This window comes from Paraburkholderia lacunae (assembly GCF_003353175.1).
GTDB lineage: Bacteria > Pseudomonadota > Gammaproteobacteria > Burkholderiales > Burkholderiaceae > Paraburkholderia > Paraburkholderia lacunae.
The window spans coordinates 1-23534 of sequence record NZ_QHKS01000042.1; the positions used below are offsets into that span (position 1 = coordinate 1).

18 protein-coding genes are annotated in these 23534 nt (G+C 60.7%); 6 read left to right on the forward strand and 12 right to left on the reverse strand.

The annotated features are described in order from the left end of the window. Nucleotides 1-664 precede the first annotated feature (664 nt). The 3 genes from DLM46_RS35390 to DLM46_RS35400 are packed head-to-tail and all read left to right on the forward strand — an operon-like array spanning nt 665 to nt 3256. On the forward strand, nt 665-2107 hold the full coding sequence (locus DLM46_RS35390) for a cytochrome ubiquinol oxidase subunit I (protein WP_115109038.1): 1443 nt from the start codon (nt 665-667) through the stop codon (nt 2105-2107). Continuing rightward, a complete protein-coding gene (cydB, locus tag DLM46_RS35395; protein ID WP_115108964.1) occupies nt 2107-3114 on the forward strand; it encodes a cytochrome d ubiquinol oxidase subunit II in 1008 nt (335 codons plus the stop codon). The genes DLM46_RS35390 and cydB overlap by 1 nt, the downstream gene beginning before the upstream one ends. Beyond that, entirely contained in the window at nt 3071-3256 is a 186-nt protein-coding gene (locus tag DLM46_RS35400) for a DUF2474 domain-containing protein (protein WP_115108966.1), read from the forward strand. Before cydB ends, DLM46_RS35400 begins: the two co-directional genes overlap by 44 nt. 263 nt (nt 3257-3519) lie before the next feature. Here DLM46_RS35400 and DLM46_RS35405 read toward each other — a convergent pair whose 3' ends face one another. Then, nucleotides 3520-4146, reverse strand: coding sequence for a tyrosine-type recombinase/integrase (locus DLM46_RS35405; protein ID WP_115109040.1), 627 nt, complete (start codon nt 4144-4146; stop codon nt 3520-3522). A 132-nt stretch (nt 4147-4278) separates the two neighbouring features. Further along, nucleotides 4279-5217: a LysR family transcriptional regulator gene (locus DLM46_RS35410; protein ID WP_115109043.1), complete on the reverse strand. Its 939-nt coding sequence runs from the start codon at nt 5215-5217 to the stop codon at nt 4279-4281. Between the two features lie 97 nt (nt 5218-5314). Between DLM46_RS35410 and DLM46_RS35415 the strand changes: the two genes are divergently transcribed. Then, nucleotides 5315-6328, forward strand: a complete 1014-nt coding sequence (locus DLM46_RS35415) for a zinc-binding alcohol dehydrogenase family protein (RefSeq protein ID WP_115108968.1) — start codon at nt 5315-5317, stop codon at nt 6326-6328. 24 nt (nt 6329-6352) lie between these two features. Next, nucleotides 6353-6778, forward strand: a complete 426-nt coding sequence (locus DLM46_RS35420) for a GlcG/HbpS family heme-binding protein (protein WP_115109045.1) — start codon at nt 6353-6355, stop codon at nt 6776-6778. Nucleotides 6779-7817: 1039 nt separating this feature from the next. On the opposite strand, the gene DLM46_RS35425 is transcribed toward DLM46_RS35420, so the two are convergent. The 5 genes from DLM46_RS35425 to DLM46_RS35450 form a co-directional block, all read right to left on the reverse strand. Beyond that, a complete protein-coding gene (locus DLM46_RS35425; RefSeq protein WP_115108970.1) occupies nt 7818-10799 on the reverse strand; it encodes a Tn3 family transposase in 2982 nt (993 codons plus the stop codon). Then, on the reverse strand, nt 10796-12475 hold the full coding sequence (locus DLM46_RS35430) for a phage integrase family protein (protein WP_115108972.1): 1680 nt from the start codon (nt 12473-12475) through the stop codon (nt 10796-10798). The genes DLM46_RS35425 and DLM46_RS35430 overlap by 4 nt, the downstream gene beginning before the upstream one ends. A gap of 829 nt (nt 12476-13304) precedes the next feature. Next, a complete protein-coding gene (locus DLM46_RS35440) occupies nt 13305-13982 on the reverse strand; it encodes a beta/alpha barrel domain-containing protein (RefSeq protein ID WP_115108976.1) in 678 nt (225 codons plus the stop codon). A gap of 1 nt (nt 13983) precedes the next feature. Further along, nucleotides 13984-15009, reverse strand: a complete 1026-nt coding sequence (gene pdxA, locus DLM46_RS35445; protein WP_115108979.1) for a 4-hydroxythreonine-4-phosphate dehydrogenase PdxA — start codon at nt 15007-15009, stop codon at nt 13984-13986. After that, nucleotides 15006-16238, reverse strand: coding sequence for a four-carbon acid sugar kinase family protein (locus DLM46_RS35450; RefSeq protein WP_133300432.1), 1233 nt, complete (start codon nt 16236-16238; stop codon nt 15006-15008). The genes pdxA and DLM46_RS35450 overlap by 4 nt, the downstream gene beginning before the upstream one ends. A 36-nt stretch (nt 16239-16274) precedes the next feature. Between DLM46_RS35450 and pdxR the strand changes: the two genes are divergently transcribed. Beyond that, nucleotides 16275-17696, forward strand: coding sequence for a MocR-like pyridoxine biosynthesis transcription factor PdxR (gene pdxR, locus DLM46_RS35455; RefSeq protein ID WP_165848138.1), 1422 nt, complete (start codon nt 16275-16277; stop codon nt 17694-17696). Nucleotides 17697-17893: 197 nt separating this feature from the next. Here pdxR and DLM46_RS35460 read toward each other — a convergent pair whose 3' ends face one another. From DLM46_RS35460 to DLM46_RS35480, 5 genes are all read right to left on the reverse strand, one after another. After that, nucleotides 17894-18457: an HAD family hydrolase gene (locus DLM46_RS35460; RefSeq protein WP_115108986.1), complete on the reverse strand. Its 564-nt coding sequence runs from the start codon at nt 18455-18457 to the stop codon at nt 17894-17896. 308 nt (nt 18458-18765) lie between these two features. Beyond that, a complete protein-coding gene (locus tag DLM46_RS35465; RefSeq protein ID WP_115108988.1) occupies nt 18766-19743 on the reverse strand; it encodes a homoserine kinase in 978 nt (325 codons plus the stop codon). A gap of 21 nt (nt 19744-19764) precedes the next feature. Continuing rightward, nucleotides 19765-21177 carry a threonine synthase gene (thrC, locus tag DLM46_RS35470; RefSeq protein ID WP_115108991.1) on the reverse strand — a complete coding sequence of 471 codons (1413 nt, stop codon included), beginning with the start codon at nt 21175-21177 and terminating at the stop codon, nt 19765-19767. Nucleotides 21178-21392: 215 nt separating this feature from the next. Further along, entirely contained in the window at nt 21393-22721 is a 1329-nt protein-coding gene (locus DLM46_RS35475) for an NAD(P)/FAD-dependent oxidoreductase (RefSeq protein ID WP_115108993.1), read from the reverse strand. A gap of 36 nt (nt 22722-22757) precedes the next feature. After that, nucleotides 22758-23534 (reverse strand): amino acid ABC transporter ATP-binding protein, encoded by a 777-nt coding sequence (locus DLM46_RS35480; RefSeq protein WP_115108995.1) that lies wholly within the window; start codon nt 23532-23534, stop codon nt 22758-22760.

Below are 23534 nucleotides of genomic sequence, written 5' to 3' on the forward strand. Positions count from 1 at the left end.
TTCTGAAGATCGAGCTCATCCACAAAGACATCCACCACGCGCACGGGATTGGTGTCGGTCACGTAGTCATCAAGCGCTTCGGGAAGGAGAAAGCTTTGTGTACGACTATCGCCTTGAACGAACAGCTTCATCTTGCTCATCCTCCGCTATCGGATGAAGAATTCTAGCGCTTCAAAAATGCGTTTTGACACAGTCTGGGCCGGGTGCAGCCTCATGCAATGAGCATACGCGGCCTAAATTTCGATCGGCAGCACGCGACCCCTTGGAGCCATTCGAACAAGAACTGCGGCCGTCTCCTTCTCAGGCGCGGACGGGCCAATCGTAGGTGGTCGGACGAGGACGCGGCCGGTCGTCGCACGACGACCGCCGACCTGATGCAATGGTCGAAGGAGTTGTAACGCCCAAACGCCAGGCGTTGTGCGTCTGATACAGGCTCATGAAATCGATATCCTCAAGCCGATTTCCTCGCCTTCGACCACCATGTCGCGCAGCTCATATATTATGACTACCGTGTTGCAGGACCACCGTCGACGAGTTGGCATTTGCCAGACGTCGCGCTGGCCGTCGAGGCCAACCGCGCGATCGGCCACGTCCCAGGGCAGGTACGACGACTCCATTTGCGAACATCGCTGACTATTTGGTCATGTTGAAGGAGCAAAACGCAATGTTCGGCCTGACGGCGCTCGACCTCGCCCGTTTTCAGTTTGGCTTCACAATATCATTTCACATCCTGTTCCCTGCCATTACGATCGGCATGGCCAGCTATCTGGCCGTCCTTGAAGCGTGCTGGCTGCGCACCCGGCAGAACGTCTATCGCGATCTCTATCACTTTTGGCTGAAAGTCTTCGCTGTCAATTTCGGAATGGGCGTCGTGTCGGGAATCGTGATGGCCTACCAGTTCGGCACTAACTGGTCTCGTTTCGCGCAGTTTGCCGGGGGCGTGACTGGGCCGTTGCTGACGTATGAAGTGCTCACCGCGTTCTTCCTCGAGGCGGGCTTCCTTGGCGTCATGCTATTCGGATGGAACAAGGTTGGCTCCGCGCTCCACTTCCTGGCAACTCTGCTGGTCGCGATCGGTACGCTGATCTCGGCGACGTGGATACTCGCGTCCAATAGCTGGATGCAGACGCCACAGGGATACGAGATCGTCAACGGCCGCATCGTGCCGGTGCGCTGGCTCGAAGTCATCTTCAATCCGTCATTTCCGTACCGCCTCGTTCACATGAGTCTGGCGGCGTTTCTCGCGACCGCCCTGTTCGTGGCCGGGTCGGCGGCATGGCATCTGCTGCGTGGCAATGACAACGCTGCGATCCGGAAAATGCTGTCGATGGCGATGTGGATGGTGCTGGTGGTGGCGCCAGTCCAGGCGGTTGTCGGCGATGCCCACGGCCTTAACACGCTGGAGCATCAGCCCGCAAAGCTTGCCGCGATGGAGGGGCATTGGGAGAATCGTGGCAATGAAGCGGTGCCGCTGATTATATTCGGCTGGCCTGACATGCAGCGCGAACAGACACGGTTCGCCGTCGAGATTCCTCACCTGGGCAGTCTGATTCTCACGCACAGTTGGACGAGGCAGTTCAAAGGCCTCAAGGACTTTGCTCCCGAGGACCGGCCCAATTCGACGATCATCTTCTGGACGTTCCGGGCCATGGCGGGGCTGGGGGCGCTGATGATCATGCTCGGTCTGTGGGGCCTGCTGCTGCGCCGTCGCGAGCGGCTCCACCGAACTCGCCCGTTCCTGCGGGCAACACTGCTAATGGGTCCGATGGGCCTGGTCGCGCTTCTTGCCGGCTGGCTGACAACGGAAATTGGCAGGCAACCGTGGGTCGTCTACGGCCTGCAGCGCACCGCCGAAGCGACCTCGCCGAGCGGCATGCCGCAACTGGCGCTATCGACCACATTATTCATAGTGTCGTACTTCTTCGTGTTCGGCGTTGGCATTGCCTACATCCTGCGCCTTGTGCGAATGGGACCGTCGCAGTACCTCGAAGAAGGGCTACCGTCAGGCGGCCCGGGGAAGGAGCGCACGCCGGCACGACCTCTGTCGGCTGTCGGCGACGAGTCACCAAATACTACGCTGCACGCCAACTCGAGGAGATCGCGATAATGGGCGTCGACGTGTCGCTGATCTGGGCCGCGATCATATTTTTTGGCGTGATGATGTACGTCATCATGGACGGCTTCGATCTGGGCATCGGGCTGCTCTTTGCTTTCATCTCGCCGCGCGCCGAACGGGACGTGATGATGAACACCGTCGCGCCGGTATGGGACGGCAACGAAACATGGCTCGTGCTAGGCGGCGCAGGCATGTTAGCTGCATTCCCTACAGCGTATTCGATCCTGCTCAGCGCGCTGTATCTGCCGCTGATATTCATGCTGCTCGGGCTCATTTTCCGCGGGGTCGCTTTTGAATTTCGCTTCAAGGCGAACGACCGGGAGCGCCCCCTGTGGGATGCCGCGTTCATCGGCGGATCGCTTGTAGCGTCGTTCTTCCAGGGCGTATCGCTCGGCGCGTACATCGACGGCGTGCGTGTCAGCGGCTACGCGTTCGTCGGCGGCCCGCTCGACTGGCTGCGGCCGTTTCCGGTGTTCTGCGGTATCGGCGTGCTTGCCGCGTATGCGCTGCTCGGCGCGACGTGGCTTATCATGAAGACCGACGGCAGACTGCAGCAGGCTATGATCCATCTCGCGGGACGGCTCGTCTGGACGTTGCTCGCCGCCATCGTCGTCGTCAGCATCTGGACGCCAGTCTCACAACCGCACATCGCTCAGCGGTGGTTTACGCTTCCCAATCTGCTCTGGTTCTGCCCAGTGCCGCTACTCGTTGCCTTTTTCGTATATGCGCTGCAACGTTCGCTGCGACACGAACCTGACCTGGGACCGTTTCTCTTTGCACTGGCGCTGGTCTTTCTCGGCTACAGCGGTCTGGCGATCAGTATCTGGCCGAACATCGTGCCGCCGGGCATCTCGATCTGGGACGCAGCTGGACCGTTGCAAAGTCAGCTGTTCACGCTGGTCGGCACACTGTTCATCATTCCATTCATCCTTGTCTATACCACGTGGTCGTACTATGTGTTTCGCGGCAAGGTGCGACAGGGCGAGCACTATCATTGATGACAAAAAACACGGCACATTGTGTGTCTGGAGCAAGCGCATCGCGTGGCTCATCGCGATCTGGGCGGCGAGCGTCGCCGCGCTCGGTATCGTTGCGAGCGCGTTGCACATCGCAATGCACGCGGCCGGACTGAGCCACTGAATCGCCAGCGCACCGCGCAACGTCTGACCTGCCGCGCATACACGGTGTCAACTTCCCGGGGTACGATGGGTCCGCACCAGCCTGGCATCACCGCTCAGACCAGCATTATCGCTGCCGATGACACGCTTTTCGACGGCCGACCGCAAGGCAAGGGAATTTATCTTGGACGGCCGCTGTTGGACAGCGATCGGCCGTTCGCAGGCCGGTGGGGAAAGTCTCTTAATGGCCGGACAGCGACCGTTACCATTTGGCCTGTCCGTAGCTCAAACCTCGGTCTGCTCTGCCATCTCGAGTGCATCGTCGACTTCGATGCCGAGGTATCGAACTGTGCTTTCCAGTTTCGTGTGACCGAGCAGCAACTGTACCGCTCGCAGGTTTTTCGTTCGGCGGTAAATTAGCGACGCCTTGGTTCGACGCATCGTGTGCGTTCCGTATGCGGTATCGTCAAGGCCGATCGACCCTATCCAACGGTGCACCAGACGGGCGTATTGGCGCGTGGACAGGTGCGGCGACCCGTGAATGCGGCTCGGGAATAGAAAGTCGGGCGGCACTAGCTTCGCCAGCTTGATCCAGGCCTCCACGCTATCGCGGGTCTGTTCGGTGATTTCAAACTGGACAGGACGTTGAGTCTTCTGCTGCATGACCATCGCCCGTGACGCTACACGCTGGCCAAGGCAGACATCACGCACGCGTAGCCTGGTCAGATCGCATGCCCTCAGCTTGCTGTCGATGGCCGGGTTAAACATCGCAAGGTCGCGGGTTCTCGCGGCCAGTTGCAGACGAATCCGTATCGCCCAGATCTCTTTCAGTTTTAACGGGGGTTTCTGCCCCGTAAGCTTGCCTTTGTTCCAGGGTACGTGTGCCGGGCTGGCGGCGGCAGTAGCTTCCATGACGATCTCCTTTCGAGTGAAGGGGGTACCAGTCTGCGCGAACCGTCGGAGGCGATAACCGGCCAACAGACGACCTTCGCGGGCAACGGGGTTCGGACATTCAGACGTCCGCTGCGCCCTGTAGGCGGCCAATTAGATCGCGAGTACAGCCTGAGTGCCTCCGGATGGATGGCTGGCAAGCAATGCAGTGCAGCGCTCCCGCAAGAAAGCATGCAACGCGTTAATCGCCGGCGACAGTTGCGCACGGTGAGCACAAATCAAGTGCAGCGGCGCGAGGTCGCAATACTCCGGGGGAAATAACTCCACCAGCCGACCTGCCTTCAGATCGTCAATGAGGTCCAGCCGCGACTTGTAGACAAGGCCTTCCCCGGCTATCGCCCAGCGACGAACTGCATCGGCATCGTCGCTGATGCGATTGCCTGTGACGGCCACGGTGCGCTCGCCGCCAGGCGGGGTAAAGTGCCAGCGTTCATGTATCTGCTCGCTCCAGACGTACCGAAGGCAGTTGTGTCGCCTCAGATCCTCAACTTTGGCCGGTGCGCCATGCCGTTCGAGGTATGACGGCGCGGCACACAATGCGCGTCGATTGTTGTCGACCAGTTTCATGGCCAGAAGAGACGAATCTGGCAGCGCTCCGTAGCGCACGACCGCATCCAGCGGCTGGCGGATGAGGTCGGCCGCACGGTCGCTTATTTTCACGTGCAGCGACAAACCAGGGTGCTGGTGCTGAAATTCATCCAGCCACGGTAACAGCAGGTTTCGACCAAAGTCAGACGGAGCGGACAGCCGCAGCCGCCCGGACAGCGCCCCCCGGCCGTCGGCCAGGGCCTGCTGGCCTTGCTCCAGCGCGCCAATCATGACCCGCGCATGCGGCAGGTATCGCTCCCCGGCGTCCGAAAGTTGCATGCTTCGCGTCGAACGGGTGAACAGGCGCGTGTCCAGCGCCTTTTCGAGTCGCTGCACTGACGCACTCGCATGTGCGGGCGCGATATTCAACTGGCGCGCCGCCTCCGAGAAGCTGCCGTAGTCCACCGTGTGTACGAAGATCTGAACGTCATCGAGTCGAATCATTTTCATTGAAATGCCGAAATTGTTTTGGTTCGGCGGGTATTTATCCGTATATCGACGAAAGATAACATGGTCTCAATCACCCTTGGAGACCACGTGTATGAAAGCAATTGGCTTCTATCAGAACCATCCCATCAGCCACCCGCAGGCGCTGCAGGATATCGAGCTGCCGACGCCGGAGCTGCGCGACCACGATCTGCTGGTGGAAGTGAAAGCGGTATCGGTCAACCCGGTCGATACCAAAATCCGGCGCGGTGGAGATATTCCGGAAGGCGGTGCGCGCATCGCCGGCTGGGACGCGGCGGGAATCGTCCGCGCGACCGGTCCGCTGGCAACCCGCTTCAAGGCAGGCGACCGTGTCTGGTACGCGGGTGACATCAAGCGGCCCGGCAGCAACAGCGAACTGCACGCCGTGGACGAGCGCATCGTCGGACCTATGCCGATCTCACTGGACTTCGCCGCGGCCGCGTCGTTGCCGCTGACGACGATCACTGCGTGGGAGCTGCTGTTCGACCGTCTGCGTGTTCACGCAGCGGACCCGACCGACAACAACGTGCTGCTCGTCATTGGAGCGGCTGGTGGCGTCGGTTCGATTCTGACCCAACTGGCGCGCGAGTTGACTGGCATGACCGTCATCGGCACGGCCTCGCGGCCGGAAACCCGCGAGTGGGTGCTGGCCCATGGCGCACATTACGTCCTCGATCATCATCAGGCCTGGGCACTCCAGTTGGCCGCGCTCGGTATCGAGCACGTTACCCACGTTGCCGGGCTGAACAACAGCGCCGCCTATGTGCCGCAAATCGCCGCCGTGCTGCGCCCGGAAGGCCAGTTCGCACTCATCGACGACCCGGTGGGTCTGGACATCGGGCCGTTCAAGGGGAAATCCATCTCGATTCACTGGGAGCTGATGTTCACCCGCGCGATGTTCACCACCGACACCCTCGCACGGCAATACGCGTTGCTGCGCCGCGCGGCGGAGCTGGTCGATCTGGGCCGCCTCAAGCACACGCTGACCCGACGCATTGACGGCATCAACGCCGCAGGTCTGATCGAGGCGCATGCGCTGGTCGAGGCAGGCAATATGATCGGCAAGGTCGTCGTCGCCAACCGCTGAACTCTTCTGACAATGGGCATCAACATGACATCGCAAATCATCAGCACGACAACGATCAGCCTGGAAGCTGCACAAGCATTGCTGGCAGAAGCGCGCCGCGCCTGCGCAGCGCGCGGATTCGCCGCGACGATCGCAATTACCGATGCAGGAGGCCACCTGCGCGCTTTCGAGCGAGCGGATACCGCCCCGTTCCTTACCGTTGATGTCGCCATCGACAAGGCATGGACCGCCGCGTCGTTCGGCATGGCCACGCACCAATGGAATCAGTACATGGCCGAGCCCACCGTTGCCCCACTGGCGCACCATCCGCGGCTGACGCCGGTCGGCGGTGGCGTACCGATCTTCCACGAAGGGCGTCTGGTGGGTGGCATCGGTGTTTCTGGCGGAACATCGGTTCAAGACCACGAGGCCGCTGAGGAAGCGCTGCGTCACGCAGGGTTTAAGCAGTAAGCCTGGGCCGTTGAACGATCGCCTTGCCGTCAATCGACAAACGTCCACAAAGAGGTGGAAGCGTTGCTCGTGAGCGACCGGCGCGGACGGCCGGATCACTCCGATAACTGCCTGAAGCCCTGGCGGATCGATCGGCAGCTTCGGGTCGAAATTTGCCTGTCGAGTTGGTTTCTGGGCATTTCACTATCGGGAACTCGCAACGCATTGTCGCAGGCCGGCCGAAGCCCGCCAGTCTTGGGTTTCGACCGAAAAATCGTCCAATTCCACATAATTGGGGCTATCTACCCCTTCATTTGCGGACACTGGCCCCAGTTTGACCTTTTCCGTCCGGTTTCAGCCGGGAGGAGGCATCCCCGTGATTTCCATGCAGATTGCGACGGTAGGCCGTTTCAAGCCCGACAAGGTTTTGCGAACCGGCACGATTTAAATATCCAAGAAAATCAGATAGTTGCTGTTTGCCTTTTCTGGCGTCGGCATGCGCGGCAGCGCGCCTCGTGAAACTCGCCGGTGCCCGCCGGAGAGCCTTGTCCAGTCTGGCTTTCCGGCCAGTCGAGCGGTCAGCTCGTGATGACAGCGGAGTGTCTCTGACAGGTAAGCCGGCAGCGAGCATCACGTCTGTCTGCCCCGGATGGCATACGAATTAGTCGTTGGAATACCTCTTTTCGAGCGGCCGCCGGTAGGCTATCGGCAAAAAGCGCCTTTATTGCCGCGAAACCAGCCCGTTTCGGCCTCGCCCCAAGGCCGCGAGCCGTCATGGTAGGACCCGACAGAAAGCGGTTGATTTGATTGAATATTATATTGGGGGCTTACCGCTAACCATTGTCGCACCTAGATCGCGCTACCGTCGTAATCTGCATGGAAATCACGGGGATGCCAAAATGCTTCTCGCCGTCGAATAGACCGTCGAAGCTGTATATTGTGCTGGTGAGTTCACGGCCGTCGCTCAGGTTGATTGGCAGTCGCGCGGCCGTGCGGATTCGCGGCACCGTAGAGAGTTGAGGCCTGGCCGGGATTCATTAAAAATCCGCCACATCTCAATCTAAGCTGCTGATTTGAATGCGAAATCAATCGTCGGATCGAGCGGTGGGACGGAGCGCAAGAGATCCAGCAGATAGTCGCCGAACCGGTTGATGTGCTCGCGCCGGTACGGCGACAGAACCTTGAGGACCTCGGCATCGACCGGATGCCCCTTCGCCTGCAGTTCCTTCAACTTGCGCGACATCCACTGCACGTTGTACAGGATCACCATGTTCGCGGCGAGGTGGTTGTACTTGATCACCTTGCGCTGCTCGTGCCGGACGTTTTCGGCGATCACGCCTTCGCCACCAAACATCAGCCACTGAGCGAAGTCATTGAACTGCTCGCTCTTGTTGGTCGCCGCGTGAATCGTGCGCCGCAGGTCCGGTTCATTGAGATATTTCAGCAGGAACAGCGTCCGGATCACGCGTCCCAGCTCCCGGAATGCGAAGTAGAGCTTGTTTTTCGTGCTCTCCGATCCGAGGCGGCGCAGGATCGTCGACGGCGTCATCCTGCCCGCCTTGATCGACACTGCAACGCGCATCATGTCGGAATAGTGACGTTCGATCAGTGCCCAGTCAATCGCCTGACGGCACAAGCTGTCGATGTGCTTGTATTTGCGCCGCCGGTCCGCCTTGTACAGCACGAGATCCTTGATGTTGCGCATGCGCGGCATCAGGTTGATGCCCACCACGTACGACAGACCGAAGACCGGACCGCTTTGCGCCTGCGTATCGCCGTGGATCGTATCGGGCTTGACGTCGGCGCCGTTCAGGATCAGCCCATCGAGGATGTAGACGGCTTCGTGGACGCCGCACGGGATGAAGTGACTGAACAGCGCGATGTACATGTCGGATACGTGATAGTAGCCGATCCCGCCGTATCCCCCATAGCGAACGTGATACTCGGACAGCAGGTTCTGCTCGTACAGGCTCCACTTGGTGCCGTCGGCCGACGCGCGCTTGCCGCTGCCCCAGTACTTCGGCAACGCGAACTGGTTGTACGCGTTGATCACCTTCACGTTCGCCTTGTCGAGCCGCTCCTCCGTGACGTGTTTCAGGTTCAGCCAGGCGACCTGTTTGCGGGTGAGCCCTTTCACCGAGCGCGCCGTCTGGCTCGGCCCCAGGTTGCAGCCGTAGCAGAACAGCGTCGTGATGAAACGCTTGCGCGGATCGTCGATCTTCGTATCAAACCCGGACAGCGGTCCAAACAGTTTATGCAGGTCGAGCCACAGCTCGGTTTCGGTGAGCAGATCCAGGATGCTGAGCTGCGGCATCGATGCCGTGATGGCCTGATCGATCAGCGTGCGGTTCGGCGGCTCGGGCTCCTTGCCCGGCTTGTGAATGACGAGTTCCTCATTGACGAACTCGATGCTGTCGTTTGCCGGGAAGTTCGCGTCGGCCTCGTCGAGCGCCGCGTTCAGCCTGTCTCGCAGATCCTTCGCGAAGCTCTTGCCGTCCGTGGGCAAGCCCACGATCTCGCAGTAGCGCGGCAGCTCACGCCGGAATTCCTCGTCGGTGACCTGATGCACCCGATAATCGTCGAAGCGGTCGCTGTCCTCCACATAGAGGTCGCCGGAATTGAGTTCCCGCATGATCTGGCTGAAGACGCCCAGCTCGAAGAACCGGCGGTGCAGCATCCGGCTGTCCCGGCCGTGCGGGAACACCGCGCGCTCCCACTTCTCCGGCAACCAGTCCAGCGGCAGGTTCGCGAGGTCGTTGTCGGTCAGCAGCAGGAATTCGCGGTGCGCGTTGCGGAAACCTTCCAGCCACGCGAGCGCGACCAGCACCGCGCGGTCTTGCGAGCTCGATTGCAGCGGCAGTACGTCCAGGCACTGGATCAGCAGCGAGCGCCGGGTGCGGTACGGCACGAGCATGAACGGCAGATCGAACTGCCCGGCATAAGCGATGTGCTCGTTGCATTGCGCGAGCGCTTCGGCCGGGTCGCCGAGCGCCTCGCGGATTTTCGGTAACCGCTTAGGCTCCGGTACGCCCTCATCCTGGAGAATCTGCAGGACGTCCCGGAACTGCCCGACCAGCCCCTCCAGCATACCGGCGTGTTCAAGCTGGTATTTTTGCAGTCGGACCTTTGCGTAGGACTCCAGCTTGCGCACCACCTTGATGAAGATCTCAGCGACGTCATCAAGCGCCTTCTGCAACTGCGCCTGAATGAACAGTACCGCAAGCGCATGACGCTTCGCGGTCTTGAGCGAACGCAGTTCCGCGACGTCCAGGGCCCGCGCTTCGGTGACCAGTTGGGCTCGTTTGCTAACAGACAGGATCGAGGGTGGCGCCGGCAAGCCTTCCGCCAGTGTCCTGATCCCATTGATATGTTTGAGGAAGCTGGCGATCGCCCGCGCGGCGGGTCGCTTCGGCTCCTGTTTCAGATCGCCCCAACCGGACTTGCCGGCCTTGACGACGAGAAGCGCGTCGATGCGTTCGACGAGTGCTGAGTCGAGTGCGCCGGTGATGGCCCCATAGATCGCCTCGTTGTGATCGTTGCGCGCCTGCGTGGCGATGCGCTGCAGCGTTGCCAGTGGCGGCAGCTCGTACCGGCGCCGGACCAGTTCCTCGATCAGCACGTTGATGATATCGGGCAGTTCGATCTTTGTCCGGGCTTCCGCCGACGCCAGTTCAGCAAGCGACGCCGCCTCACTCGCATCGAACGCCCGGATGTCAAGCCAGCCGCGCAGCAGTTTCTGGTGACGAATGCGGGTGCCCGACACGTCATACCGTGCGATCGCCGTCCTGGACTGGACGCGGGCCCGCATCGACGTCCGGATGTGATCGATAATGGCGGGCGGTACCTCCACGAGCATCGGGAAGTAACCGAGACGCTGCAGCAGCTTCAACTGCACCATGATCAATACGGCGGAGGCTTCCTGCCGGGATTGCCGGCGCACGAAGCGGATTTCCGCGGCGCTCGGCGTGAATGCCGCTTTCAGCTCCGCCGCGCCCGGCTCCGCAGGCAGCACCGGATAGATGGTCTCGTGGACAGTCGTCACGTTGGCTGCCGCCGCGCAAAGATCTGCTCGATCTGCCGGGTACGCTGAACTTCGTCGTCGTCCAGGTAGATCGAGGTCGTTGTGATCGACGCGTGACGCAGATTGTCGCGCACAGTCGTCAGCGTGGCGCCCTGTGCGAGAGCATTTGTCGCGTGCGTGTGGCGTAGCCAGTGTGGCGTCGCGCGCTGCAGCTTGTCGGCGAGTGCCGGGTGGTCGGCCCGAATGGCGTCGGCGGCGGTCTGGAAGAACCGGCGCAGCACCTCCCTCAGACGCGGCGTGGTGATGCCGCCGGGTTCGTCGAGATGGCCGAGCAGCGGCGTATCCGGTGCCCAGCGTGCGGGGCTCACGGGCAGACCGCGCTGCATCAGGTACTGGTCCAACGCAAATCGTGCGAGCGGCGGCAGCACCACCTTGCCAGCCTTCGCCCCCTTACCGGTGAGGTGAAGCCACCGCTCGCCGCGCGTGCCGGTCATGATGCCGCCGAGTGTAACGCTGACCAGTTCGCCTGCGCGCAGGCCGGTCGCGTAACCGAAATCGAGCAGAAAGCGCAGACGCTGTGCGGCGGGAACCGCCCAGCCATGCGACCATTCCAGGCCATCGGCAATCGTGCGGATCAACTCCCACTCTCCGGCCGTAAAGGCGCGCGAGATGTCCAACTCACCATTGCGCTGCGCGCCGCGCACCCTGAGGCCGGCAAACGGATTCGCGAGCACGTAGCGCTGCTCGATCAGCCAGCGAAACATTGCACTCAGAACTGACAGCGCATAGGCGATGGAATCTGGCGACAACGCGCCCGTGAACGGCCGCCATTCGGACGACGGTCGCGGTCGCGCCGGCGCGACCCACCGGGCGCGGGGTGTGGGATGGCGCAGAAAGGCACGATAAGCGGTCGCATCCTCGCTCGTGAGCGAAGACAGCGCTTTGCCGCGCTCGGCAATCGCCCAGAGCAGCAGGCGCTCGGCTTCCCGGCGATAGGCACGCTGAGTTTCGGCGGCTTCGTGCCGGTCGAGCCAGGCGCTGATCGCCTGATAGTCGTTATCGGCCTCGAGCGCGCACATCGGCTTCGGTGCGCGGAAGGCGCCACGCGAGCCGTCGACGTCATGTGGCACGTGGATGTTTTCCCACGGCACCACGGGTTCCGGCGTAGCCACCACGATCAGCGCGCGGGCGCGCTCGGTAAGTACCGGGTGGGAGGCAAAGAAGGCCTCAATATGACGTGCGCTGCGCACGCCGAGTCCGGCAATCGTGCGCCACCAGCGCTGCCGACGAGGGATGCGCACGGTCAGATCAGCCAGCGTCCGGATGCCATGCTGATGCAGCATGGGGACAACACGGGCTGGCAGCCAGACATCGACCGCATCGCTCACCTGCGGTTGCGGGATCGCAAGCGTTGGCAGGTTATCCAGTGCCCGGGTCGCGGCCTTGCGGTGACGGGACCGTTCGCCCACTGCGCACTGGAACAGCCGGGCCAGATCTGCACGATGCCGGCTGAGGGCGAAACCGGCAAGCTGCCGGCGAATCCGGCCGATCACGCCGCGCGCCGACTGGCCACCTTCGAGCGCCTGCGGGCAATAACGTTCGACCGCCTCGCGCGCGCCGACGCCGGCGTACCACGCGCGCAGCGCGGACAGAGACGCAGTGTCAGGAAAGGACGGGGGCAACGGAACGTTCGGCATCCGGAGATTATAGGCAACGTGATGGCCGGGGAGCGGCACGTCAGGTGTGGCACGTTTCCCGAAACGGGAGTTTTATCAAAAAATGTATCCCTATCGATAATATCTGTTAGCGATAGAGATGCATGGAAATTCGTCGGCATGCCGTACAGCTATGAAAAATTCAAGACGCATTGTCGGTTGGAGCTGACCATACTCCTCGTTCGCCGCACTCCTTCGTTCAGGCCGTGGTCTCCGCCGACGGAAGTTCAGCGAGGCGCATGGTCGGTGTCTCTGGCCGTGGCGGGAAAATACACCATGTCCCGTCACGGTGACGGAAAAAGAACATTGCAACCGGACCTGCCGCGCTTATCGCCTCAACGCGTACGTAGCATTTGCTTTTGGATCGTCGAAACTGACTGACTCTAAGCGCTTGCGTGAAGTCCGGCGCCAGCCAATGCTCAACCATCCTTCTCAACGATCTTTCTGCACTTGCCATCAACTTCTCCTTCCTGTCTGACCGTCACGGCCGAGTCGATGGTGCAGCTCCCAAAGACGCGACGGCTCCTTCAAAAATGCCCATGAAGTTTCGGTCGCAACGGTATTGACATCTACAGCTGCCGCACCCTTGGCGCGTTCAGCCTCGCCTCTCTTGGGGCTCACGAATTGCAGGTGTCTGAAAGCACGATTGGCTTAGATCACCCCGACACCGCCCCGTGATTATCATTCAGAGAGTGACCGCTCGCTAGTTTCCTCCACATCTGTGAGTCGCTGATGTCGCCGTCGATCTTCAGCGCCACTATCCCGGGATGCCCGCGGATCCTCTACTTAATATTGTCAACCTTATTGAGCATCACGCGATAACCCCTTCGATTTTGAAGATCGTATCGATCTGGGCTGACAGACGTCGATCGACGAAGGCCTCCTGAAAAAGCGCGCTGCCGACAGTGAAGCCCCACGTCTTTGCATCGATCATTGCCTTCACCCGCGCCTCGCGGTCGATGCTGCCCGCGGCAATGACGGGTACGTCGACTGCCTCGACAACACGCGCTGTCAGTTCTGCCGGATCGCCCTCGCCAGCAAAGCGGTATGCAAGCAGGTCCAGGCCGTGTACGCCAGGCATCGCTGCGATGCGACGCGCATCGTCGACGATATCGTCCATTGAGCCTTCAAGTACGGTCGGATGGCCAACAGTGCGCCCTGCGAAGGGAAAATACTGGATCGCCGAACCACGCAGCAAGGTCAGCGCGTCTTCGACGTGACGCCCGCCGAGCAGATAGTCGACGCCGATCTCGAGCGCAGCATTGATCGATTCCAGCTCTGCCTTGCGGGTGGTTGCGACGACTTCCAGCATGACCTTGCGATCGTCGGCACGGATGCGCTGCGCAAGCTGTTTGAGGGCCGCTATGGGCAAGCCAATGTCCTTGAAGCCAACATAGCGGACCGGGCTATAACGCAGGCTTTCGTAGGTTGCCAGTGCGTCGCTGACAGTCGCGTCATTTTCGGTCAGCATCAGGATGAAGTGGGACACATCAAGCTCCGGTTATAAATGGATGTACCGCCTGCTGGCGGATGAACTGGTGGGCAGTTTTCAGGGCCACCTGAAGACTCGCCGGATCGGCAATACCTTTTCCTGCGATGTCAAAGGCGGTGCCATGATCTGGGCTCGTGCGTACGAACGGTAGGCCGACGGTAATGTTGACGCCGTCTTCCACCCCTGCGAGCTTCACCGGTATCAGCCCCTGGTCGTGATACTGCGCAACGACGATATCGAAGCGGCCGCGGCGCGCGTTCATGAACACGGTGTCGCCTGGCCATGGGCCACTGGCGTCGATGCCCTCGTTCTGCGCAAGTCGTACCGCGGGTGCGATGATGTCGAGGTCCTCCCGGCCGAAGAGGCCTCCTTCACCCGCGTGCGGATTGAGTCCGGCAACCGCCACCCGGGGACATTCGATACCGAGATCGCGCATGGCGCGATAAGCGAGCCGGATGATGCGCAGTTCGCTCTCGATAGAGAGTTTTGCGATCGCGTCCAGCATCGAGCAGTGAACCGTTACGAGGATCGTGCGCAGCGTCGGGTTGACGAGCATCATCGCGTAGTCGCGAGCGCCCGAGAGGTCCGCGAGCATCTCGGTGTGACCAGGATAAGGCACGTGCGCGGCGGCGAGCGCTTCCTTGTGGATCGGCGCCGTGCAGATGCCGGCGATTTCGCCCCGGACGGCGAGATCGATCGCGGTACGGATCGCGTCGAATGCGGCCTGTCCGGCAGTGGCACTGACCGAGCCGATCGGTAGGTCGTGGGGCAGTGCAATTGCGCCTGGGACCCCTAACACGTCGAGCACACCCGGTTGCGGTGTGATATCAGCAACGGTGCTTACCTCTCGGATATCGAGTTTGACGCAGAACGCGGCAGCCTGTCGTCGTAGCACGCCGGCATCACCGATGACAAAGGACGGGTGGCTGGCGATGAACGCGACATCGGCAAACGATTTGACGATGATCTCTGGCCCAATGCCTGCGGCGTCACCCATTGTGACGGCTATCAGTTTCTGCTTCATGGTTGTGCCCCAGTCAATGCGTAGATACAGGTGAGCAAGGCGTCGTCGTCGCCGAATCCACCAGCCTTTGTGATCATGGGAAACGTACCAATCGCGGTTTGAACCTCTGCCAGCGGCACACCCGGCATGATTTCTCGGCACACGCGCAGTGACACAACCGGGAGCGCGTCAATGATGCGCCGGGCGGTTTCCCCTCCGGTTACAACGAGACCGTCGCACGCACGGCTGCTCACTACATTCACCGCCTGGACCACGAGATCGCGCAGCGCCGCTTGCGGGGGGGCGCTGGCTGGTAGACGCGTTTCACCGGTTGCCAGTACGTTCACCCGGCATTGCGCCTGGGCGATGCTGAGTTGCCGTCTGGAGCGTGGATTCAGGCTACCCACCACGAGCCATGGCCGGCCGGCCAAGGGCACGCGCGAAGCTGCGTGATCGCCGCAGTTTCCTCGATCGTCTGGCGCACTTTGTGGGCGGGGCAATACGCGGGCGAGCCCTCGCAGAAGACCCGTCGAACCGGCCAGCAGCAGATCGCGCGCTCCGGCGAAGGTAGTGGCGATCGCATCCAGTTCCGCTTCAGTGCGTGCATCGACAACCACAGCGTCATGCACATCGAGCAGCGCGCGGGCCTGAGCCGCGTCGCGTGCGACCTTTACTTCGATGCCATGGGCACGGAGCAGTGCTGGGATGCTGGATTCGCGTACCGGCAGCGTGGGATCGTATCCGAATGCGGTTTCGTGAACTGGCACGCCGTCAACTAGCACGCACCCCTCTTCGACCGTGCGCCCGGCCGACGGAAACGCGGGCGCGATGAGCAGCTTACGCCGGCCGGAAGCGGCAAGCGCAGTCGAGCAGTCGCGAGCGACGCGGCCACGCAGCGTTGAGTCGAACTGCAGCGTGAGGACGTCGGCATCGCGCCATGCGTGTGCGGCGTTGGCGACAGCGTCGTGGTCGAGCGTTGGCGTGTATTCGCGGGAATCCGTGTCTAGGCTAACGACCTGGGCTGTAGCGATGCCTTCCGGTTGGACAAGGACAGATGTCTCCCAGCGACGCTCTGCGAAGCAAGCCGTCCCGTCGAGGGCGCTGGTGAAGTCGTCAGTGATGATGCGGATGCGCATGGCGATCCCGTGGTATCGTTGGTTCGTCAATTCTGGCGGTTTACGCAGGATTTTTAAGAACCAAAACCGGAGCAGTTTTAGGCTTTTATGGTTGCGACCCGTCCCTCTAGGCACCCGCTGCCCGCGCTGGTCGCGCTTGAACTCGACCGAGTGTCAGGTGTGCCAGTTTTCCGGCAGATAGCAAGACAATTGCGCGAAAAAATAGTTAGTCATGCGCTGCTGCCCGGCTCTCGCTTACCTCCAAGCCGCGAACTTGCCAGCCACTTGGCGGTGGCACGCAACTGCGTAGTTGAAGCGTACGACGAGCTGATCGCCGAGGGCATCCTAGAAGGGCGCGGCCGTCGCGGTACTTTCGTGGTGGCAAGGGTACCCGCCGTCCCTGCCGCAGCAGATCGGCCAGCTTGGAAGCCTTTGTTGCTGCAGCGTGTGTGTCACGATGAAATCCGCCCACCCGAAGGATCGGCCGGTGCGAACTTCGACTGGCGGCCCGGACAGGCCAGCACCCGGAGCTTGCCGCTCGATGTATGGCGGAACGCCTGTCGTGAAGCGGGGCGGCATTTGCCGCCGCAGGGCTATGGCGATCCTCGTGGTGAGCCGGGGCTTAGACGCGCGATCGCGGACTGGATACGTGAACACCGATCGGTCTACGTTACACCTGAGCAGATCGTTATTACGCACGGCACGGGCCATGCACTTCATCTGGTTGCACAGACTCTACTGCGGCGGGGCGACCTGTGCGCGACAGAGGACCCGGGCTACGCGGGCGCGACGTTGGCATTCCTGCGCTCCGGTGCATTAATGCGCTACGCGCCGGTTGATGCTGAAGGTCTCGTTATTGACAGAATCGTCGATGACAGCGCCTCGCCGGTCCTCGTGCATGTGACGCCGGCGCATCAATATCCGATGGGCGGGCGTCTTTCGGGTTCGAGGCGCACGGCACTGGTCGAGCTTGCGCGCACGCGGGCAATGCTAATTGTCGAGAACGAATACGATTGCGAGTTCCACTACTCGGGAACAAACCATCCGCCGATTTTCAGCTATGCGCCGGAAAGCACGGTGCTGCTGAACACGTTCGCAAAGGCGGTCAGTCCGTCACTTCGTCTTGGTTTCATCGTTGCTCCGCCGGTCGTAGCTGCCGCGCTGGTTGCGCAGATCGAGCGTGAGCGTACGCATGTGTCGTGGCCGGTGCAGAAGATAGTCGAGACGTTGCTCCTGTCCGGTGAACTGGATCGGCACCTGCGAAGGGTGCGGCGGCATTATGGGGCGATGCGAGACACCATACGCCAACGGCTGGCCCCATACGCGGACCTGGTCACCTTGGGGGGCGAAGAGGGCGGCCTGCATGTGATCATCGCAGGTCGCCATAGCTCCTTTGATCGCGACTTGCGAGCCGCATTGCGATGCAACGGCGTCGTGTTCAATGACGTTCGCGATTTCGCAATGCTTGAATCAGCCCCTGATGGATTTCTGCTCGGATATGGGCATATGGACAGTGAAGCGCTGACACAGTCGCTAGATGTGTTCGAGGCATGTATCAAGCGAATCAATCATCGTAATGATCCGCCACGGTGACGACACCAGCCTCCGGCGCGACAATGTAGCGCCGTGTGGACCGAGTGCCGGCCGGGCGGACAGTCCCATGGAACGGCTGGCCAGTCATCGTAGTTTCAATATTGCCATCGGTGGCCGTCGCGCAGTACAGCGTTACCCGCCGTCTCGAGATCTTACAAGTCGAGGGTCCTTGCGCAGGGATAGACGGAGCCAGGGAGTCACAGACCGAGTTTCGTGGCGAGATCGCCGATAGTGTCGACTTCGTAGTACTCGTAGTACGGCGCGTCCGGCTCATGCCCGCGTTTGACGAACGCCTTGTGCTTGATGCCGATGTCGTGTGCCGTCATCAGGTCGTAGCGCGGGCTCGACGACACGTGCAACACGTCCTCGGGGTTGCAGTTCAGCTGGTCGAACATGTACTNCGCATTCGACAGAATCACGAGCTTGTACTTCTTCGCGAGACGCGACAGCCCTTCCGGCACATCGGGATGCGGACCCCACGTCGGCACAGCGAGGTAGAACAGTTCCGCTTCCGCTTCGATAAACTCAACGTTCAGTCGCTCGCATGCGCGGCGCACTGCGTTGGCGACCACGTCACGATATGGCTTCCACGCGCCGAGCACCTCGTCCCGGCGATAGCCCGAGAAAAATGCGACAAATCGCTCCAGTTCTACGCCCTGGAGGCGGTTACCGTAAATCTCGCGGGCCTTGTCGCCCATGCGGAACTTCGTCAGCGTGCCGTAACAGTCGAAGGTAATGTACTTTGGCTCGAAATCGATCATTGTCTCAGTCCTACCGTTTTGTGAACCCGTGAAGAGTTGGGTGGTGGAAAAAGGAAGTGAATTTGTGGGGAGTATTTAAGCATCCTAAAAATGGAGATGTTGTTGGTTCTCGGCCGCAAAACAGGAGTTCAACGTTGTATTAAAGGCTCAGACGGCATAGTCTGTGGCGCAATACAGCAGTGGATGTCCACAACGCATTTTGCGGGCCGACCACTTCGTACACGGCTCCTCGATGGTCGTACCCATTTAGTCGTGGTCGCTGCTGCGATAGAGTCACGAATGCTGCCGGCGTACTTCCGCTTTCGCGATCAGAAAGCGGACGAGCGGCGGTGGTGGCATAGCACGCGAAAGAAGTGCTCTGGGTCGTGCGCTCGGAGCAGTGCAGAATCACGGGGGAAGTGGAGGTCCACCAGGCGCGATAGCCAGAACCGCAACGCTGCGGCTCTGAGAACCGCAGGCAAGTAGCGTCGCTCCGTCGATGTCAACGCGCGGGCGCGTTCGTATCCTTCAACGAGTGCAGCGGCCATGGCGGGCAGCATTGCCCCCGTCTGGCGATCGATGCACCAGTCATTCAGACACACCGCTACGTCGAATATCAAAACGTCGGTTCCGGCGAAGTAAAAGTCAAAGCATCCTGACAGCTTCTCGGCGACCGTGTGGGTCTCCAGTGAAGCGGCTTTGGAAAACAAGACGTTGTCGCGAAAAAGATCGCCATGAACGGGGCCTCGAGGCAATCCACGGTAGGAACTGCAACTGGCGAGTTCCTCCTGGAATCGCAGTTCGTCAATCAGGACCTTGCGTCTTTCCTCATCGAGAAATGGCACAATCCGGTCAGCGGCCCGAAACCACCAGTCATAGCCTCGCGAATTGACCCGCTCCAATTCGAAGTCGTTACCGGCTTGGTGCATGCAAGCTAGCGTTTCGCCGACTTGCTCGCAATGGTATCGCTCGGGTACCAGGCAATGATGTCCTTGCAGTTTGGTAACAACGCAGGCGGCTTTCCCGCTCAACCGGGACACGATCTGGCCGTTCTCAGCTGCCCTTGGCTCAGGTACGGGAATGTCCTTCCGAGCCAGGTGCAGCATCAATTGCAAGCTGAACGACAATTGCGCTTCACTCAGCCGCTCGAAGAGCGTGAGCACGAATTCACCGGCGTTCGTCGTAACGAAATAGTTAGTGTTTTCAATCCCACCTGGAACGCCCCGTAATGACGTCAGCTTTCCCAGTGCGAGTGGCTCGATGAAAGCTGCAGCCTCTTCCTCGGAGACCAGGGTAAATACAGCCATGGTAGAACTCTCCGAGCGAGGTCAGGCGTTGCAATGCCGGGCGATGTATGCCATCACCGCCTCAGCCGACGGCGCGACTACCTCGCAGCGTCGCGGGCGCTGTTCCAGGCCTGCCACCGCAGCGGGCCGCGGCGGTTCCTGGCCGGTCGCCTCCCGGATGATGTCCTCGAACTTCAGCGGCAGTGCGGTTTCGAGCACGATGGCGCGGGTGTCCGGGAGAAGGTGCTCTCGCGCCACCTTGACACCATCGGCGGTGTGCGGGTCAATCATATTGCGATGGCGTTGCCAGGCATCGGCAATCGTCCTCAGGCGGTCCACGTGCGTACTCTTGCCCGACACAAAGCCATAGCGGGCGATGCTCGCAGTCTCTTGGTCCGTGAGGCGGAACTGGCCGCGCTGCGAGAGCTCCATGCCAAACAACTGCTCGACGCGCTGTGCGTCCCGGCCCAGCAAGTCGAAGGCGAAGCGCTCGAAATTCGATGCCTTCGAGATGTCCATCGACGGGCTCGAGGTAACCATTGTCTCGCTGCTGGCGCGCGCACGGTATCGGCCGGTCTTGAAGAACTCGTCAAGCACATCGTTTTCGTTGGTCGCCAGCACCAGCTTCGCGATCGGCAACCCCATCATCCGGGCGACGTGGCCAGCGCATATGTTGCCGAAATTGCCGGAAGGGACGCAAAAGGAGATGCGCTCGCTGTTGTCGTTCGTCGCCTGGAAATAACCGGAGAAGTAGTAGACGACCTGCGCCAGCAAGCGGGCCCAGTTGATGGAGTTGACCGTACCGATGTTGTATTGCCGCTTGAACGCAAGGTCGGCTGAAACAGCCTTGACAATATCCTGGCACGTGTCAAAGCTGCCTTCGACAACGAGATTGTGAATGTTCTTGTCCATCAGGCTGAACATCTGGGCCTGCTGAAACAGGCTCATGCGATCACGCGGACTCAACATGAATACCTGGACGTTCTGCTTGCCTCGCATGGCGTATTCCGCTGCACTGCCGGTATCACCCGATGTGGCGCCCAGGATGTTGAGTTGTGCGCCGCGGCGCCCGAGTTCGGCTTCGAACAAGTTGCCCAGCAGCTGCATTGCCATGTCCTTGAAGGCGAAAGTGGGGCCATTGGACAGGTTGAGCAAAGCGATCGACTCGTCCAGCTTTCGCAGCGGAACGATCTGTGCCGAGCCGAAGGTTTCGGGGGTATAGGTACTGGCGATAATGGCGCGGAGTTCGTCGGACGGAATGTCGTCGATATACAGCGAGAGGATCTCGAAGGCCAGTTCAGCATAGGGCAGGCAACGCCAGCGCTGCAGCGTTACTTCATCGACCGTGGGGTAGCAGGTAGGTACGTATAGGCCACCGTCCGGCGCCAGTCCTTCCATTAAAACTTCGGAAAACCGCCGATCGACGCTGCCGCCTCGGGTCGACACATATCTCATAACGACGCTCCTACTTGAGTCTTCAATAAATGAAAAATGCTTGAGTACGGGATATCAAAGTTAACTCGAATAAACTGCGACATCCCAACAGGAACCGTGACGGAGAAGTTGGCGTTCATCTGAGAACGCTGCGGGCAGAGACGGACCGGGGGCCGGCGATGGCGCGGCTGGTGCGGTGCAAACGACCGATCAAACGGCGTCCACAACGTTCGCCGTCACATCATTTCTGGAACCTTGATGGGTGTGCCGTCTGTAAAACGGCTCAATCGGTAAGGGGAAGTATCCATCATGGGCTCCGCGCCTGTGACCATATCGGCGACCAGCTCTCCGGCCGCCGGACCCAACGCGAAGCCATGACCACTGAACCCCGTGGCGACGTAAAATCCAGGAAATGTCGCAACATCAGAGATGACTGGAATGAGGTCTGGCGTCGTGTCGATTGCCCCGGCCCACGCATGCACCACTCGCAGATCGGACAACTGTGGGATAGCGCGCTTGACGTTGTCCAGAGCAAGCTTCACGAACTCGAGATCGGGCTTTGGGTCTAGCACGCGGCAGCGTTCGAATGGCGAAATCTGATCGAACTGCCAGTTCGCCGATGCCTCGGGCCCTTCGAACCAGGGCTTTGCAAGGCGGTACTTGAGCTTCTTGCCGATATCGTTCCGGTAATTGCGGTAGTACCTTAACGCGTTCTTCACGCCAAGCGGCGCGAGGTCGATACGCCCAAAACCCGGAACGGCCAGCGTGTAACCGCCGTCCAGACGACGACGCAGCGCAAACCCAGGGCCACTGAAGCAACCGTTGACCACGTCCGCAGCGGCGGACGTACGCATGGCCGTTCCGATCACGTTTACTGCCGGCAGTTCGATGCCATGGCGCTTGCAGAAGCGTGAACTCCACGCCCCACCCGCGCATACCACCGTGCTCGCCTTGATCAGACCGCGCTCGGTCCACACACCGCTGACGCGCCCTGCACTGAGTTCCAGGCCACGTGCCGCGCAGTTTTGGTAAAGCAGTGCACCGTTGCGCCTGGCCCCCTCAGCAAGAGCAGGCGCAGCACGCGAGGGCTCGGCCCGCCCGTCGGTGGGCGACCAGACGCCTCCGGCGTACTGTGGACCGCCGCGGGGAGCACGGCTGTTCACCTCGGCGGAACTTAGCATATGACTGACAAACCCGACCTCGGATGCCCGCCTGCACCACGCCTCCCACTGAGCAATGCTCTTTGCGTCGCTGCTGGCATAAAGAATTCCTTCGCGGCGAAAGCCCAGGTCAATCTGGATTTCGTCTCGCAATTCGCTCCATCGACGAAGGCTACGCATCGCAAGCGGGAGTTCGAAGATGTCGCGGTTCTGCTGGCGAACCCAGCCCCAGTTCCGCCCCGACTGCTCGCCCCCGACGATACCTTTGTCAACCAGTGCGACGGAAACACCGCGTCGCGCTAGTTCATAGGCCGTGGATGTTCCGACGATTCCTGCACCGATTACGATCACGTCGGCCGTGCCCGAGAATTCCGGCGTGTCGTACACCTCTTCAACTCTGAGCATTTCAGACTTCCATCATTTGGTTCGACGAGCGGCGCGTCACGCCACAGCTCCGGTTCCACCGTTGTGCGCATGCGGATCCTCGGCCCTGTGTGTCAGCACGTGGCGCAGAAATTCTCGGGTCCGCGCTTCGCGAGGGGAGCCAAGCACCTGGTTGGCACTGCCCTCCTCGATGATGAGCCCGGCGTGCAGGAAGCAAACTCGGTCGGCCACTTCGCGGGCGAAGCCCATTTCGTGCGTGACAACCAGCATGGTCATACCTTCACGCGCTAGCGTGCGCATTACGCTCAGCACCTCACCCACCAGTTCTGGGTCGAGGGCTGAAGTGGGCTCATCGAACAAGATCGCTTTTGGTTTCATAGCGAGTGATCGCGCGATCGCGACACGCTGCTGCTGTCCGCCCGACAGTTGATGCGGATACGCATCTATTTTCTGGCCGAGGCCAACCTTGTGCAGCAGGTCGATCGCTTCGCGCCTGGCTTGGGCGACCGGCTCGTGCTTGACATGCACCGGCCCCTCCATTACGTTTTCGATCGCAGTACGGTGCGGGAACAGGTTGAAACGCTGGAAAACCATGCCTACCTGGGTGCGAAGCTGATTAATATGACGCGAGCGCTGCTCAACCACCTGATCCAGCAGTTTAATCTCGCCCGAATCGTACGACTCAAGCGCATTTATACATCGAAGAAGCGTTGACTTGCCGGAGCCCGATGCTCCGATCAGACACACGACCTCGCCCTCATTCACCTTCAGCGTAATGCCCTTGAGCACCGGCACGGTGCCGAAGCTTTTGTGCACGTCTGTGATTTCGATCAT